The organism is Pseudomonas sp. stari2 (assembly GCF_040760005.1).
Taxonomy (GTDB): domain Bacteria; phylum Pseudomonadota; class Gammaproteobacteria; order Pseudomonadales; family Pseudomonadaceae; genus Aquipseudomonas.
Window position 1 is genome coordinate 5,134,119 of record NZ_CP099760.1, and the last position, 14,610, is coordinate 5,148,728.

Here is a 14,610-nt window from a genome sequence, read left to right on the forward strand (position 1 = left end):
TCATGACCGTGATCAAGCAAGACGACCTGATTCAGAGCGTTGCCGACGCCCTGCAATTCATTTCCTACTACCACCCCGTGGACTTCATCCAGGCGATGCACGAAGCCTACCTGCGCGAAGAATCGCCAGCGGCCCGTGACTCGATGGCGCAGATCCTGATCAACTCGCGCATGTGCGCCACCGGCCACCGGCCGATCTGCCAGGACACCGGCATCGTGACCGTGTTCGTGCGTGTGGGCATGGACGTGCGTTGGGATGGCGCGACCATGAGCCTGGACGACATGATCAACGAAGGCGTGCGCCGCGCCTACAACCTTCCGGAAAACGTCCTGCGTGCCTCGATCCTCGCCGACCCGGCGGGCGCTCGTAAAAACACCAAGGACAACACCCCGGCGGTCATCCACTACTCCATCGTTCCGGGTAACACCGTGGAAGTGGACGTGGCGGCCAAGGGCGGCGGTTCCGAGAACAAGTCGAAAATGGCCATGCTCAACCCGTCCGACTCGATCGTCGACTGGGTGCTCAAGACCGTTCCGACCATGGGCGCCGGCTGGTGCCCACCGGGCATGCTGGGCATCGGCATCGGCGGCACCGCCGAGAAAGCCGCTGTGATGGCCAAGGAAGTGTTGATGGAATCCATCGACATTCACGAGCTCAAGGCTCGTGGCCCGCAGAACCGCATCGAAGAAATACGTCTGGAGCTGTTCGAGAAGGTCAACCAGCTGGGCATCGGCGCCCAGGGCCTCGGCGGCCTGACCACCGTGCTCGACGTGAAGATCATGGATTACCCGACTCACGCCGCCTCCTTGCCGGTGTGCATGATCCCGAACTGCGCCGCCACCCGTCACGCGCACTTCGTGCTCGACGGTTCCGGCCCTGCTTCGCTGGAGGCGCCACCGCTGGACGCCTACCCGGAAATCGTCTGGGAAGCCGGCCCGTCGGCCCGTCGCGTCAACCTCGACACCCTGACCCCGGAAGACGTGCAGAGCTGGAAGCCGGGCGAAACCGTCCTGCTCAACGGCAAGATGCTCACCGGTCGCGACGCGGCGCACAAGCGCATGGTCGAGATGCTGAACAAGGGCGAAACCCTGCCGGTTGATCTGAAAGGTCGCTTCATCTACTACGTCGGCCCGGTTGATCCGGTCGGTGACGAAGTGGTTGGCCCGGCTGGCCCGACCACCGCCACGCGGATGGACAAGTTCACCCGTCAGATCCTCGAGCAGACCGGCCTGTTGGGCATGATCGGCAAGTCCGAGCGCGGCCCGACCGCTATCGACGCGATCAAGGACAACAAGGCGGTGTACCTGATGGCCGTCGGCGGTGCCGCTTACCTGGTGGCGCAAGCGATCAAGAAGTCCAAGGTCCTGGCGTTCGCTGAACTGGGCATGGAAGCGATCTACGAGTTCGAGGTCAAGGACATGCCGGTCACCGTCGCGGTGGACAGCAAAGGTGAATCGGTGCACATCACTGGTCCTGCGATCTGGCAACAGAAGATCAGCGAGAGCCTAGCGGTGGAAGTGCAGTAAGCTATTTGCAATATAAAAACGGCCGGCTCATCCAGGTGGAGAGCCGGCCTTTTTTTGGGTATATGAGACTCGTACAACCAAACATCTACATGCAGAGCGTTTTTTTTCGTGCGCAATTGTCGATGCCTTCAGTGATCAATATCGGCAAAAAGTACCGCATGCTCATAGCGACTATGAACAGGAGCCCCGCCTACACATCTGCATGGTATCGTGCCCGCCCGTCCTGCCATCCGTTTGCCACAGCATGCTGCCGACTTCCCGTACCCTGCGTCTGTCGTTGTATACCCTGCTGATCATCGCCGGTGCCGCCCTCGCCGCGACGCTTGCAATCCGCCACGCCGAACGCCAGGCGCTGGTGGAAGACGCCGCCAGAGCCAACCAGCAACTGGCGCTGTACGCCAATTCTCTGCACACCCTGATCGACCGCTACCGCGCCCTGCCCGCCGTATTGGCGCTGGATCCGCAACTGCGTGCGGCGCTGGCCGGTCCCGTGAGCCTTGAAGAGCAGGCAGCGCTCAACCTGAAACTGGAAAAGATCAACGGCGCGGCACAATCCTCGACCCTTGAATTGCTCGATCACACCGGTCTCGCGGTGGCGGCCAGCAACTGGCGTCTGCCCAGCAGTTACGTCGGCCACAACTATGGCTTTCGCCCGTACTTCAGCCAGACCCGCACCCAGGGCACCGGGCGTTTCTACGCGGTCGGCGTGACCAGCGGAATTCCCGGTTACTTCTTGTCCAGCGCGGTGCTCGGCGACAACGGCGAGTTCCTCGGGGCGATGGTGGTCAAGCTCGAATTCCCCGAACTCGAACGCGAATGGAGCCAGGGCAGCGACACCCTGCTGGTCAGCGATGCCCGGGGCATCATCTTCATCGCCAACCAGCCCGACTGGCGCTATCGCCTCCTGCACCCGCTGAGCCCGGCCGATTACAAAGAGATCAAGGCTACCCGCCAATACGACAAACAGTCGCTGGTGCCGCTGACTCATCTGTCGCTGCGTCGCTTCGATGACAACAGTGATCTGCGCCGCGTTGAAGGCCCGCAGGGCACAGCGGATTACCTGTGGGAATCGCTGCCGCTGACCGCCGAAGGCTGGACCCTGCACCTGCTGCGGCGCCCGCAACTGTCCTTCGAAGACCAGCGCAATGCCGGACTCGCCGCCGCCGGGGTGTGGCTGGCGCTGGTATTCCTGTTGTTGTTCCTCAACCAGCGCTGGCGTCTGGCGAAGATGCGTCAGCGTAGCCGCGAAGAGCTTGAGCAATTGGTCGAGGAACGTACCCGCGACTTGCGTACCGCTCAGGACGGACTTGTGCAGTCGGCGAAACTCGCGGCACTGGGGCAGATGTCGGCGGCCCTGGCCCACGAAATCAATCAGCCGTTGACCGCCCAGCGCATGCAGCTAGCGACCCTGCGCCTGCTGCTCGATCATGGCCGGGTCGACGACGCCTACAAGGCACTCAAACCGGTGGATGAAATGCTCACGCGTATGGCGGCTCTCACCGGTCATTTGAAAACCTTTGCCCGCAAGAGCCCCAGCGGCTTGCGCGAGCGGCTGGATCTGGCGACGGTGGTCGATCAGGCCCTGCAATTGCTCGACGCAAGGATGCGCGACGAACAGGTCAGCCTCGTGTTGCACCTGACCCGTCCGGCCTGGGTACGTGGCGATGCGATCCGCCTCGAACAAGTGCTGATCAACCTGCTGCGCAACGCCCTCGATGCCATGCAGGGCAAACCGTGCAAGCGTCTGGAAATCCGTCTGGAAGCCGACGAGCAACTGTGGCGCCTGAGCGTCATCGACAACGGCGGCGGCATTGCCGAAGAACATCTGGGTCAGGTGTTCGATCCGTTCTTCACCACTAAACCTGTGGGTGACGGGCTGGGTCTGGGACTGGCGGTGTCGTTTGCCATCGTCCACGAATCCGGCGGGCGCCTGAGCGCCGAGAACGGCGCCAACGGCGCGGTGTTCAGCCTGACCCTGCCAATCGATCAGGAGGCGCACCTCTGATGCTCAATCGCGTGATGGTGGTCGATGACGAAAGCAGTATTCGCAGTGCCGTCGAGCAATGGCTGAGCCTGTCCGGGTTCGAGGTGCAGCTGTTCAGCCGCGCCGACGAATGCCTGGCGGCGCTGCCGAAGCATTTTGCCGGGGTGATTCTCAGCGATGTGCGCATGCCCGGGCTCAGCGGTCTTGAGTTGTTGGCCGAAGTACAGCGCCGGGATCCCGACTTGCCGGTGATTCTGCTCACTGGCCACGGCGATGTGCCGATGGCGGTCGAAGCGATGCGCGACGGTGCCTACGATTTTCTGGAAAAACCCTTCAGCCCCGAGACCCTGCTCGGCAGCCTGCGCCGGGCGCTGGACAAGCGTCGGCTGGTGCTGGAAAACCGTGCCCTGCACGAGCAGGCCGACAACCGCGCCAGACTGGAGGCGACGTTGCTCGGTGTGTCCCGTGGTTTGCAGACCCTGCGCCGGCAGGTGCTGGATCTGGCGACGCTCCCGGTCAACGTGCTGATCCGTGGCGAGACCGGCAGCGGCAAGGAACTGGTCGCCCGTTGCCTGCACGACTTCGGCCCACGCGCCGACAAACCGTTCGTGGCGCTGAACTGCGCGGCGATCCCCGAGCAATTGTTCGAAGCCGAGTTGTTCGGGCATGAAAGCGGCGCGTTCACCGGAGCCTCCGGCAAGCGCATCGGCAAGCTGGAATACGCCGATGGCGGCACCCTGTTTCTCGATGAAATCGAAAGCATGCCGCTGGCCCAGCAAGTGAAACTGCTGCGGGTGTTGCAGGAGCAGAAGCTGGAGCGGCTGGGGTCGAACCAGAGCATTCGGGTGGACTTGCGGATCGTCGCCGCCACCAAACCTGACTTGCTGGATGAAGCCCGGGCCGGGCGTTTTCGTGAAGACCTGGCGTATCGCCTGAACGTCGCCGAACTGCGCCTGCCGCCGCTGCGTGATCGTCGCGAAGATATTCCGTTGTTGTTCGAATCCTTCGCTCAAAGCGCCGCCCAGCGTCTGGGCCGGACCTTTCCGCCGCTCAGTGGTGCGCAGTTGAGCCATCTGCTGAGTCATGACTGGCCGGGTAATGTGCGGGAACTGGCGAACGTTGCCGAGCGGCAGGTGCTGGGGCTGGATGAGCCTGTGCAGGGCATCGATCCCGGCCAGTCGCTGGCGGCGCAGCAGGAGGCATTTGAGGCGCAGTGTCTGCGGGCCGCGCTGACCCGGCACAAGGGCGATGTGAAAGCCGTACTGGAAGAACTGCAACTGCCTCGTCGCACCTTCAATGAAAAGATGCAGCGCCATGGACTGAGCCGGGAAATGTTCGTACCTGAATGAGCGGAAATCCGCTCATTCATTCCGGCTCATCGGCAAAATCCCGCTCAGCCCATCTCCCCACCCCCTCTAAACCGGCCCTCCCTCCGTTGGCACAGCTCCTGCTATAGCCCTCGCAGGCTGCGTTTCAACGCGCTCCACAAAAACAATTAAACGAAGGATCCTTCAATGGATAACTCCAACGCCCTGCCTCTTGGGTCGGCTGCCGTGCCGACTAAAGAACGAACCACCGCCAGTCGCATCAAGTCGATCTTCAGCGGTTCCGTCGGCAACATGGTCGAGTGGTATGACTGGTACGTCTACGCCGCCTTCTCGCTGTACTTCGCCAAGACATTTTTCCCCGCCGGTTCCACCACCGCCCAACTGATGAACACCGCCGCGATCTTCGCCGTGGGCTTTCTGATGCGCCCGATCGGTGGCTGGCTGATGGGCCTGTACGCCGACAAGGTCGGACGTAAAAAGGCGCTGATGGCCTCGGTGTACCTGATGTGCTTCGGCTCCCTGCTGATCGCCCTCAGCCCGAACTACGAAACCATCGGCATCGGCGCACCGATCCTGCTGGTGTTTGCCCGTCTGCTGCAGGGCCTGTCGGTCGGCGGCGAGTACGGCACCTCCGCCACTTACCTGTCGGAGATGGCAACCAAGGAACGTCGCGGCTTCTTCTCCAGCTTCCAGTACGTGACCCTGATCTCCGGCCAGCTCATCGCGCTGGGCGTGTTGATCGTGCTGCAACAGATGCTCACCACCGAGCAACTGTACGCATGGGGCTGGCGTATTCCGTTCGCCATCGGCGCGCTGTGCGCAATCGTCGCGCTGTACCTGCGTCGCGGCATGGAAGAAACCGAATCGTTCACCAAGAAAGAGAAGTCCAAGGAAAGCGCCATGCGCACCTTGCTGCGCCATCCGAAGGAACTGCTCACCGTGGTCGGCCTGACCATGGGCGGTACACTGGCGTTCTACACCTACACCACCTACATGCAGAAATACCTGGTGAACACCGTCGGCATGAGCATTTCCGACTCCACCACCATTTCTGCGGCCACGCTGTTCCTGTTCATGTGCCTGCAACCGATCATCGGTGGCCTGTCCGACAAGATCGGCCGTCGTCCGATCCTGATCGCCTTCGGCGTGCTGGGCACGATCTTCACCGTGCCGATCCTGATGACGCTGCACACCATCCAGACCTGGTGGGGCGCGTTCTTCCTGATCATGGCGGCGCTGATCATCGTCAGCGGCTACACCTCGATCAACGCCGTGGTGAAGGCCGAGCTGTTCCCGACCGAAATCCGCGCTCTGGGCGTCGGCCTGCCGTACGCACTGACCGTGTCGATCTTCGGCGGCACCGCCGAATACATCGCGCTCTGGTTCAAGAGCATCGGTATGGAAACCGGTTACTACTGGTACGTGACCGCGTGCATCGCGGTGTCCCTGCTGGTGTACATCACCATGAAAGACACCCAGAAACATTCGCGCATCGTCACTGACTGATCGCAAAAAAAAACGCGCGAAGGTGCAAGACCTTCGCGCGTTTGCATTCAGCCCGATCGCCCGATCAGGACAACTCGGCAACGCCCTGTTTGCCGCCAAAGCGCTTCTGCGCATAAGACGCGCCCACGATCATCACCAACAGAATCCCCGCCAGCACTGCCGACGAACCGATGGTGCCGAAGTCCAGACCGCCCTTCTCATGAGACTTGGTCATCAAGTCGCCCAAGGTCGCGCCAAACGGCCGGGTCAGCACGAACGCCACCCAGAACAGCGCCACCGACGAAATCTTGGTGAAGTACTTGAGCAGTACCACTACCGCAATCGCCGAGCCGATCAACAGCGCGCCACCGGCAAAACCCAGGCCCGAGTCGTCCGCCAGGTAATCGCCGAGCGCGGTGCCCAGGGTGTTGGAGAACAGGATCGCCATCCAGTAGAACATCTCGCCGCGAAAGCTCTGCACCTTGGTGACGTTGAGCGAATCGCCGCTCAGGCGCCACGCCGCGAAGATCGCCAGCAGGATCGCGATCAGGATCATGGAACCTGTGGCGTAACCCAGCTCCAGCGTGCGGTCCATGAAGTCGGACATGGTGGTGCCGGCGGTGCTGGTCGACAGGATCACGATCCAGTACAGCAGCGGCTTGTAGGTCTTGGACATCAGTTGCGTGACCAGCGTCAGGACGAACACGCTGATCAGGATCAGCGAGCTCATGGCGTAGCCGACGTTGAGGGTCATCGACAGCAAATCCCCCGCGGTTTCCCCCAGGGTCGTCGCGCAGATTTTCATGACCCAGAAGGCCAGGGTGATTTGAGGCAGTTTGTTCATTGCAGGTAAAGCTCCAGTGTGTGACGGCCGGCTCTTGGTTTTCTGGCCGCCGGCAGACTGGCGTTGCGAGGGTGAAAAACCGGTCGGGAATGTATGAAAAATCTGTCACACAAGCCAAAAGCGGCGATTAATCACCGGTTAATGCCCCTGCCGCATCCTGCACTTACCTGATCGATTGACTGCGCGTCGCTCGCTCCCAAGACGAGACGAATTGTATGCGTCGCCCTTAATATCAAGTTAATCGATTGTTTTTAGCATTATTTTGCGCTTTTTAATCAATTTAGTTGGCGTAGCATGAACCCCATGCAAGACACACCGCCAACGAATTTCGAATCTGGAGAACGACCATGAAAACCAAACTGATCCTCGCCCTGACCCTGTCCGTACTGGCCGCCAACACCTTCGCCGCCGATGGCTCGGACAAAACCAAATCCGCCGATTTCATCTCCGGCGCCAGCGCCGCCATCGAAACCAGCCACTCCGGCGCCTACGCAGCCGATGGTTTCGACAAAACCAACGTTGGCAAAGCGGTTGCTGCCGATGGCTTCGACAAGACTGGCACCGCTGCAGCCATCGCTGCCGACGGCTTCGACAAGACCGGCACCGCCGCTGCCATCGCGGCCGACGGTTTCGATAAAACCGGCACTGCTGCAGCTATCAGCTGATCGGCAGAATGCAGACACCAAAGCCCGGCCATTGCCGGGCTTGTTCATTTCTAAAGGTCGGCATTTGATCTTCGCGGACCGGACTTGCACTATTGGCCGCTTATAAAAGCCTTCAGGAACACCCCGCCATGCCCGATGACATCCATTTCTACGAACCGGCCAACGGCCACGGCCTGCCCCACGATCCGTTCAACGCCATCGTCGGTCCGCGCCCCATCGGCTGGATTTCTTCGCAGGATGCCCAGGGCAAGTTGAATCTGGCGCCTTACAGCTTTTTCAACGCGTTCAACTACATTCCGCCGATCATCGGGTTCTCCAGCGTCGGGCGCAAAGACAGCCTGAACAACATCGAGCAGACCGGCGAGTTCGTCTGGAACCTCGCGACCCGGCCGCTGGCCGAGCAGATGAACCAGAGCTGCGCAGCCGTTGCGCCCGAAGTCAACGAGTTCGAACTGGCGGGTCTGACGCCGGTGGCGTCGAAGGTGATTGCCGTACCGCGTGTGGCCGAAAGCCCGGTGTCCTTCGAGTGCAAGGTCACGCAGATCATTCAGTTGCAGCGCGCCGACGGCGAGACGGTGCCGAGCTGGCTGGTGCTCGGCGAAGTGGTCGCCGTACACATTGCCAAATGGCTGTTGAAGGACGGGATCTACGACACCGCCGCCGCAGAACCGATTCTGCGCGGCGGCGGGCCGGCGGACTACTTCCAGCTGGGGCCGGAGGCGTTGTTCAAGATGTGGCGCCCGGGCGCCGTCAAGTAAACGCGGTTACCAGATCAGCTCGGCGTCATCAGTGACGCCCTTGAGCTTGTCCAGCTCGTTGATGGCCGCTTCATCGGCGGCAATGGCGCCAGGGAATACCTGGTCATTCAACAGTTTGTGAAAGCGTGGCGCACCACCGTCGACCAGGGCCTTGACCGCGATTGCCGCGAAATAACCCTTGTTGCTGCCCAACTCGACGGGGACTACAGCGGAAACCGCTTCGAAGTGTTCGAACTCTTTACGTGCCATATCGCAGGTCCTGGCTCAGTCAGATAGGCCGGCCATTAAACCCTCAACCGGCGAGTTTGTGTATCGGCGCGCAACTTTGACCCAGCGCCTGCACTGCCGACACGTCTTTAAACGTGTGAAAATCCAGGCTGTTGACCACCAGGTCCTGCACCAACTCTGCAAAGACTTCCATCGACGGGCTGCTGAAGTAAGCGGTCATCGATTGCTGGTTATTCCAGAATCCGGAAACCAGCCACAACTCCGGATCACACTGCGAATGCTGCAAGGAAAAGCTCAGGCAACCAGCGGCGGCGCGGGACGGCTCGATCAGCGCGCTCAGGCGCATGCCGAGTTCCGCCGAGCGGCCGGCGCGCGCTCGAACGAAGGCCATATGACTGACGGGAATCTGCTTGGACATGTTCAACCCTCCCAGGGAGTCGCGTGGCAGCCGGGGACGGGCTGCGACAGGATCCAAGGTTAAGGGCCGTGCAGCATTCGCCGTTAGTCGATTCCTGCCGTCGCGTTGCACAATCCTGCGAGACTGTCTTCCAGGCCTGTAACAACTCATGAATGGCTGTCACCGTCCTGTCACACCGGTTTCGAGCAAGTTTGCCGGGATGCGCCCTGTCATGTCTGGGCAGACCAGCAACGCCATGCAGGATCAGGCAAGCATTTCGCAGGATGTGTCTACCGCTTGCGCTTGCACAAACTTATGCTCTGCTCCCATTCCATCCCTTGCCGAGGAGGCTGTGCATGACGTCATTCGATCGTTTTCAGGCGCCGCCCGATGCCGACATGGAAAAGCAGCGCGAGGAACTGGCGGCGATCATTCGCCGCAACACCTCCGAAGATGGCAGTTATGCCACCGCCGTCGGATCGCTGTTCATGTCGCGCCACACAAAATCCCACGATTTCGCCCCGGTGCTCGCACAACCGGCGCTGTGCATCATGGCGCAGGGTCGCAAGGAGGTGCGGCTGGCAGACGAATACTTCAATTACGATCCGCTGAATTATCTGGTGGTCTCGGTCTCGATGCCGTTGAGCGGTCGGGTGGTGAATGTCTCGCCTCTGGAACCGATCCTCGCCGTGCGCCTGGACATCGATCCGGCAGAAATCACCGCGCTGATTGCCGACGCCGGCCCCATGGGCGTACCGACCCGGCCGACCGGGCGCGGTCTGTATGTGGAAAGGATCGACAGCGCGATGCTCGATGCAGTGCTGCGCCTGGCCCGACTGCTCGACACGCCGAAAGACATCGCCATGCTCGCGCCACTGATTCGCCGGGAGATTCTCTATCGCCTGTTGCGCAGCCCGCAGGGCCATCGGCTGTACGAAATCGCCATCGCCAACAGCCAGAGCCACCGCATCAGCCAGGCGATCAAATGGCTCAACGGCAACTTCGAACAGCCGTTGCGCATCGATGATCTGGCGAAGGAAGTGAACCTCAGCGTCTCGACCCTGCATCACCGTTTCAAGGCGATGACGGCGATGAGTCCGTTGCAGTATCAGAAGCAGCTGCGCCTGCAGGAGGCGCGGCGCCTGATGCTGGCTGAAGGGCTGGAGGCATCGGCGGCCGGATATCGCGTGGGTTATGAAAGCCCGTCGCAATTCAGCCGCGAGTACAGCCGGTTGTTCGGCGCGCCGCCGCTAAGGGATCTGGCGCGCCTTCGGCTGAGTGTCTGATCAGGCGCCGAGTACCCGACACGCCTCACTCGGCAACGTCACCGACACCGGATGCCCGATCCCCAGCCCGATGCCCTGACACGGCGTGCTCAGCGCCGTGAAGGTCACCCCGGAACATTCCACCGTAGTCTCGATGGTTGCGCCGATGTCGCGCACGAACGTCACCTTGCCCAGCAGGCGATTGCCCGCCGTGGCCTGGGGTGCCGACAGTTGCAGGTCCTCGGGGCGAATCAACATCTTCACTTTCTGCCCGACCACGATGCTGCTGCAGATCGGCACTTGCAGGGCATCGCCGCCCGGCAGCACGACCTTGCCGTCGCCCAACGCTGTGGCCGGGAAGATGTTGCCGGAGCCGATGAAGTCCGCGACGAATTCGTTGGCCGGATGGCGGTAGATTTCAATGGGCGTGCCCACTTGTTGCACCCGATGCTCGCCCAGCACCACCACGATGTCAGCCATGGTCATGGCCTCGCGTTGATCGTGGGTGACCATGATGGTGGTGATGTTCAGGCGTTGTTGTAGCTGGCGGATTTCCACCTGCATCGACTCGCGCAACTTGGCATCCAGCGCCGACAGTGGTTCATCGAGCAGAAGGATTTTCGGGTGCGAAGCGATCGCCCGGGCAATCGCCACCCGCTGACGCTGACCGCCGGAGAGTTTCGCCACCGGACGATCGATCATCGGTTGCAGCTGGATCAGCTCCAGCAATTCCACCACCCGCGCCTGTTGATCCGCCTTGCTCACGCCGCGCAGTTTCAGCGGATAGGCGATGTTCTCGCCCACGGTCATGTGCGGAAACAATGCCAGCGACTGGAACACCATACCGAAGTTGCGCAGGTGCGCCGGGGTGTGGCCGATGTCTTCGCCGTCCAGGCGGATCTCGCCGCCGGTGAGGGTTTCCAGCCCGGCGATCATTCGCAGCAAGGTGGTCTTGCCGCAGCCCGACGGACCGAGGAAGCACACCAGTTTGCCCTCGGGCAAATGCAGGTTGACGTCTTTTACCGCGCAGGCCGAGCCGTAGTGTTTCTCGACGTTTTCCAGAATCAGACCAGACATAACTCACCTCAAAATCAGAAGGAAACGCCGCCCTCGCCCACCAGCTTCTCCAGCGCCCAGATCAGGACGAAGTCGATCAGCACGATCAGCACGGCAAACGAGAACACGGTAGGGTCGAGCGATGACACGGTGCGGCTGTACATCCAGATCGGCACGGTCATGACGTCGATGGTGTAGAGGAAATAGGTCACGGTGAATTCGTTGAAGGAGACGATGAACGCCAGCAGCATCCCCGCCAGAATCCCCGATTTCATCAACGGCACCACCACATCGACGATGGCGCGCAGTGGCGAAGCGCCGAGCATCTGCGCGGCCTCTTCGACTTCGCTGCCGATGGAAAGCATGGCCGCCGTGCAGTTCTTCACCACGAACGGCAGCGCCAGAATCACGTGGGCAATCACCAGACGCGACGTAGTCATGTGGAACGGCAGGCTGTCGAACACCAGCAGCAAGGCCAGCCCCAGCACCACCATCGGGAACACCAGCGGCAGCGACATCAGTTGCAGTGCCACGCCCTTGCCACGGAATTCGCAACGGGTCAGCGCGTAAGCCGCCGGCACCGCGATCAGCGTGGCGAAAATCATCGTCAGGCACGACACCAGCAAACTGGTGCCCATGGCTTGACCGAGGCTCAGCACATCACTGGCGTCCGGCGACACAAACGTGTGCCACGCCGCCTTGTACCACTGCAGGCTGTAACTGCTCGGCGGGAAGTCGAGGTTCGACGCGCCACTGAACGACATCACGATCATGGTCAGGATCGGCAACACCGCCAGGAACAAAATGATCCCGGAAAGGGTGCCGGCAAACTTGCCGGTATCGCCCGGCAACAGTGACTGGCGCTTCTTGATCAGGGCACTCATTGCGAAGCCTCCAGCAGACGGCGACGGCGGCCGGTGATGTATTCGGACAAGGTCATGATGGCGAGCGTGGTGACGATCAGCACCACCCCGGCGGCGGACGCGGCAGGCCAGTTCATCAGCGGGGCGATCTGGTCATGCACCATCACCGCGAGCATCGGCACGCGACGGCCACCCAGCAGAAGAGGCACCACAAAGCTGCTGGCGTTGTAGGCGAACACCAGGGTCGCGCCAGTGATGATCCCCGGCAGACTCATCGGCAATACCACCTGACGAAACACTTGAAAACGACTGGCGCCAAGGGTGGCAGCAGCTTCTTCGTAGCTGCGGGCGACACCGCGCATGGCGCTGGCAATCGGCAGCACGGCCAACGGAAACGCGGTCTGCACCAACCCCATCAACACGCCGTTCTGGTTGTACAGCAACATGATCGGACGCTTGATCAGACCGAGGCCCATCAGGGTCTGGTTGAGCATGCCGCCGGGGCCGAGGATCACCAGCCAGCCATAGCTTTGCAGCAGCAGGTTGACCAGCAGCGGCAACAGTACCGCCGCCAGAAAAATCCGCCGCACGAACGGCGAGGTCAGGCGCGACATGGTGTAGGCCACCGGGATCGCCAGCACCACGGCGATCACCGCGCTGATCAGCGCCAGACGCAAGGTCAGCAGCAACGATTTGAGGTAGTAGGGTTCGAGCAACTGCGCGTAACTGGCCAGGCTGAAACCGGACCACTCCGCGCCTTTGGTGCCGACGCTCATGCGCAGCACCAGCAGGCTGGCGGCAATCAGCACGCCGAGAAACAGCATCGACGGCGTGAGGAAAAACCACGCCCGCGCCGTCGGCGAAATACCGCGCGCCGGGCGCACGTCACCCGCGCCGACCGGTTGGGTCAGGGATTGATGTTCCATAGCAATGATCTCGTCAATGGAAAACGAATCTCCCGGGCACCCCGATCATGCGGTGCCCCGGAAGGTCGGCGTCAGGAAGAAAAGATTTCCGTGTAGCGACGAATCCACTGGTCATGCACAGTCGCCAGGAAGGCGTTGTCGTGCATGATCGCCTTCTCCGCAATCTGCTCCGGCGTGAGGATGAACGGGCTCTTGCGCGCTTCGGCGGAGATGATCGCCTTGGCGTTGACCGGGCCGTTGAAGATGTCTTCGGCCATCTTGCCCTGTACCAGCGGGTCGAGGGAGTGGTCGATGAAGGCGTAGGCCAGGTCGGTGTCGCCCGGACGGTTCTTCGGCATCACCGAGAGCATCAGGTCGGTGTAGAAACCTTCCTTCATGCCGAACGTGGCGCCGAGGCCGTAGTTCGGATCGCGGATCTGCTTGGGGAAAAACGCCGGGGCGTAGAGGCCGCCCATGTCCAGAGAACCGGTGCGGAACAGCTCGGCAATCTGGTTGGGGTTTTCGCCCAGGGTCACCACACGCTCCTTGAGCTCGGCGAGTTTCTTGAAGCCCGGTTCGATGTTGTGCTCGTCACCACCGGCCAGTTTGGCGGCGATGATGATCAGGTCCATGGCCTCGGTCCAGTTCGGCGGCGGCAGGAAAATGTTCGGTGCCAGATCGGCGTCCCACAGCGCGGCGTAACTGTCCGGCGCTTCCTTCTGGGTGCGAGTGCTGTAGACCAGACTGTTGCACCACAGCAGGTAACCGATGCCGTGACCGTTGGCCCCGGTGCGGTATTTTTCCGGGACGTCGATCAGGTTGGGAATGCGGTTGAGATCGGGCTTTTCCAGCAGTCCGGCAGCGGCCAGACCTTCGGCGCCGACCCCGGCCAGGGTGATGATGTCGTACTGCGGACGGTCACCGCCGGCCTTTAGTTTGGCGACCATTTCCGAAGTGCTGCCGGTACGGTCGGCAATCACTTTGGCGCCGGTCTTGGCCTCGAACGTTGCAGCGATGTTGCGCAGTGCGGCGAGGCCCGTGTCATCGGACCAGGTCAGCAGGCGCAGGGTCTTGCCGGCAAAGCGGGTGTCGCTGGCACTGGCCCGGATGAAGGGCATGCTCATGGCCGCCGCAGCCACCGAGGCCACGCCGACGGTTTTGATGAATTGACGCCTGTTCAGATCGTGCTCGCCCATTTAGGACTCCCATTATTTTTCTAAGTATGAGATTGATCGCAACCCTTGCATCTGCCTGACCGATATTGCTCAAGCGCCCGGTTTCAAAGGGTTTGAGCGTGGTCTGCGGG

14 protein-coding genes are annotated in these 14,610 nt (G+C 61.5%); 7 read left to right on the forward strand and 7 right to left on the reverse strand.

The genetic code is table 11. The features are described from left to right. Positions 1-2: 2 nt before the first annotated feature. From NH234_RS23520 to NH234_RS23535, 4 genes are all read left to right on the forward strand, one after another. Positions 3-1,526, forward strand: a complete 1,524-nt coding sequence (locus NH234_RS23520; protein ID WP_367254435.1) for a fumarate hydratase — start codon at positions 3-5, stop codon at positions 1,524-1,526. A gap of 244 nt (positions 1,527-1,770) precedes the next feature. Further along, positions 1,771-3,531 carry an ATP-binding protein gene (locus tag NH234_RS23525; RefSeq protein ID WP_367254436.1) on the forward strand — a complete coding sequence of 587 codons (1,761 nt, stop codon included), beginning with the start codon at positions 1,771-1,773 and terminating at the stop codon, positions 3,529-3,531. Continuing rightward, entirely contained in the window at positions 3,531-4,859 is a 1,329-nt protein-coding gene (locus NH234_RS23530; RefSeq protein ID WP_085730229.1) for a sigma-54 dependent transcriptional regulator, read from the forward strand. The genes NH234_RS23525 and NH234_RS23530 overlap by 1 nt, the downstream gene beginning before the upstream one ends. A 165-nt stretch (positions 4,860-5,024) precedes the next feature. After that, a complete protein-coding gene (locus tag NH234_RS23535; RefSeq protein ID WP_085730228.1) occupies positions 5,025-6,344 on the forward strand; it encodes an MFS transporter in 1,320 nt (439 codons plus the stop codon). A 64-nt stretch (positions 6,345-6,408) separates the two neighbouring features. Here the strand turns inward: NH234_RS23535 and NH234_RS23540 are convergent, their stop codons facing one another. Then, entirely contained in the window at positions 6,409-7,167 is a 759-nt protein-coding gene (locus NH234_RS23540; RefSeq protein WP_085730227.1) for a hypothetical protein, read from the reverse strand. Between the two features lie 347 nt (positions 7,168-7,514). Here NH234_RS23540 and NH234_RS23545 point away from each other — a divergent pair, with 347 nt between their 5' ends. Both NH234_RS23545 and NH234_RS23550 read left to right on the forward strand, forming a co-directional pair. Then, positions 7,515-7,832 (forward strand): hypothetical protein, encoded by a 318-nt coding sequence (locus NH234_RS23545; protein WP_085730226.1) that lies wholly within the window; start codon positions 7,515-7,517, stop codon positions 7,830-7,832. Between the two features lie 128 nt (positions 7,833-7,960). Then, the gene (locus NH234_RS23550) at positions 7,961-8,590 is read left to right on the forward strand and encodes a flavin reductase family protein (RefSeq protein WP_085730225.1); all 630 of its coding nucleotides are present in this window, start codon (positions 7,961-7,963) and stop codon (positions 8,588-8,590) included. A gap of 6 nt (positions 8,591-8,596) precedes the next feature. Here NH234_RS23550 and NH234_RS23555 read toward each other — a convergent pair whose 3' ends face one another. Together NH234_RS23555 and NH234_RS23560 are read right to left on the reverse strand one after the other, a co-directional pair. Next, positions 8,597-8,839 (reverse strand): hypothetical protein, encoded by a 243-nt coding sequence (locus NH234_RS23555; protein WP_065258578.1) that lies wholly within the window; start codon positions 8,837-8,839, stop codon positions 8,597-8,599. Between the two features lie 43 nt (positions 8,840-8,882). Continuing rightward, positions 8,883-9,236, reverse strand: a complete 354-nt coding sequence (locus NH234_RS23560; protein WP_085730224.1) for a putative quinol monooxygenase — start codon at positions 9,234-9,236, stop codon at positions 8,883-8,885. A gap of 335 nt (positions 9,237-9,571) precedes the next feature. Between NH234_RS23560 and NH234_RS23565 the strand changes: the two genes are divergently transcribed. Further along, positions 9,572-10,501 carry an AraC family transcriptional regulator gene (locus NH234_RS23565; protein ID WP_085730223.1) on the forward strand — a complete coding sequence of 310 codons (930 nt, stop codon included), beginning with the start codon at positions 9,572-9,574 and terminating at the stop codon, positions 10,499-10,501. Here the strand turns inward: NH234_RS23565 and NH234_RS23570 are convergent, their stop codons facing one another. From NH234_RS23570 to NH234_RS23585, 4 genes are all read right to left on the reverse strand, one after another. Then, on the reverse strand, positions 10,502-11,557 hold the full coding sequence (locus tag NH234_RS23570; RefSeq protein WP_085709574.1) for an ABC transporter ATP-binding protein: 1,056 nt from the start codon (positions 11,555-11,557) through the stop codon (positions 10,502-10,504). It lies immediately after the preceding gene. A gap of 14 nt (positions 11,558-11,571) precedes the next feature. Further along, complete coding sequence (locus NH234_RS23575; protein ID WP_367254437.1) at positions 11,572-12,420, reverse strand: ABC transporter permease; 849 nt, start codon at positions 12,418-12,420, stop codon at positions 11,572-11,574. Then, positions 12,417-13,325, reverse strand: a complete 909-nt coding sequence (locus NH234_RS23580; protein ID WP_085730222.1) for an ABC transporter permease — start codon at positions 13,323-13,325, stop codon at positions 12,417-12,419. Before NH234_RS23580 ends, NH234_RS23575 begins: the two co-directional genes overlap by 4 nt. Positions 13,326-13,396: 71 nt before the next feature. Next, a complete protein-coding gene (locus tag NH234_RS23585; RefSeq protein WP_085730221.1) occupies positions 13,397-14,500 on the reverse strand; it encodes an ABC transporter substrate-binding protein in 1,104 nt (367 codons plus the stop codon). Positions 14,501-14,610: the final 110 nt, after the last annotated feature.

Bases quoted from the DNA above. Each gene is read 5' to 3' on its own strand.
- NH234_RS23520 (WP_367254435.1), top strand. From the start codon at position 3: ATGACCGTGATCAAGCAAGACGACCTGATTCAGAGCGTTGCCGACGCC.
- NH234_RS23525 (WP_367254436.1), top strand. From the start codon at position 1,771: ATGCTGCCGACTTCCCGTACCCTGCGTCTGTCGTTGTATACCCTGCTG.
- NH234_RS23530 (WP_085730229.1), top strand. From the start codon at position 3,531: ATGCTCAATCGCGTGATGGTGGTCGATGACGAAAGCAGTATTCGCAGT.
- NH234_RS23535 (WP_085730228.1), top strand. From the start codon at position 5,025: ATGGATAACTCCAACGCCCTGCCTCTTGGGTCGGCTGCCGTGCCGACT.
- NH234_RS23540 (WP_085730227.1), bottom strand. From the start codon at position 7,167: ATGAACAAACTGCCTCAAATCACCCTGGCCTTCTGGGTCATGAAAATC.
- NH234_RS23545 (WP_085730226.1), top strand. From the start codon at position 7,515: ATGAAAACCAAACTGATCCTCGCCCTGACCCTGTCCGTACTGGCCGCC.
- NH234_RS23550 (WP_085730225.1), top strand. From the start codon at position 7,961: ATGCCCGATGACATCCATTTCTACGAACCGGCCAACGGCCACGGCCTG.
- NH234_RS23555 (WP_065258578.1), bottom strand. From the start codon at position 8,839: ATGGCACGTAAAGAGTTCGAACACTTCGAAGCGGTTTCCGCTGTAGTC.
- NH234_RS23560 (WP_085730224.1), bottom strand. From the start codon at position 9,236: ATGTCCAAGCAGATTCCCGTCAGTCATATGGCCTTCGTTCGAGCGCGC.
- NH234_RS23565 (WP_085730223.1), top strand. From the start codon at position 9,572: ATGACGTCATTCGATCGTTTTCAGGCGCCGCCCGATGCCGACATGGAA.
- NH234_RS23570 (WP_085709574.1), bottom strand. From the start codon at position 11,557: ATGTCTGGTCTGATTCTGGAAAACGTCGAGAAACACTACGGCTCGGCC.
- NH234_RS23575 (WP_367254437.1), bottom strand. From the start codon at position 12,420: ATGAGTGCCCTGATCAAGAAGCGCCAGTCACTGTTGCCGGGCGATACC.
- NH234_RS23580 (WP_085730222.1), bottom strand. From the start codon at position 13,325: ATGGAACATCAATCCCTGACCCAACCGGTCGGCGCGGGTGACGTGCGC.
- NH234_RS23585 (WP_085730221.1), bottom strand. From the start codon at position 14,500: ATGGGCGAGCACGATCTGAACAGGCGTCAATTCATCAAAACCGTCGGC.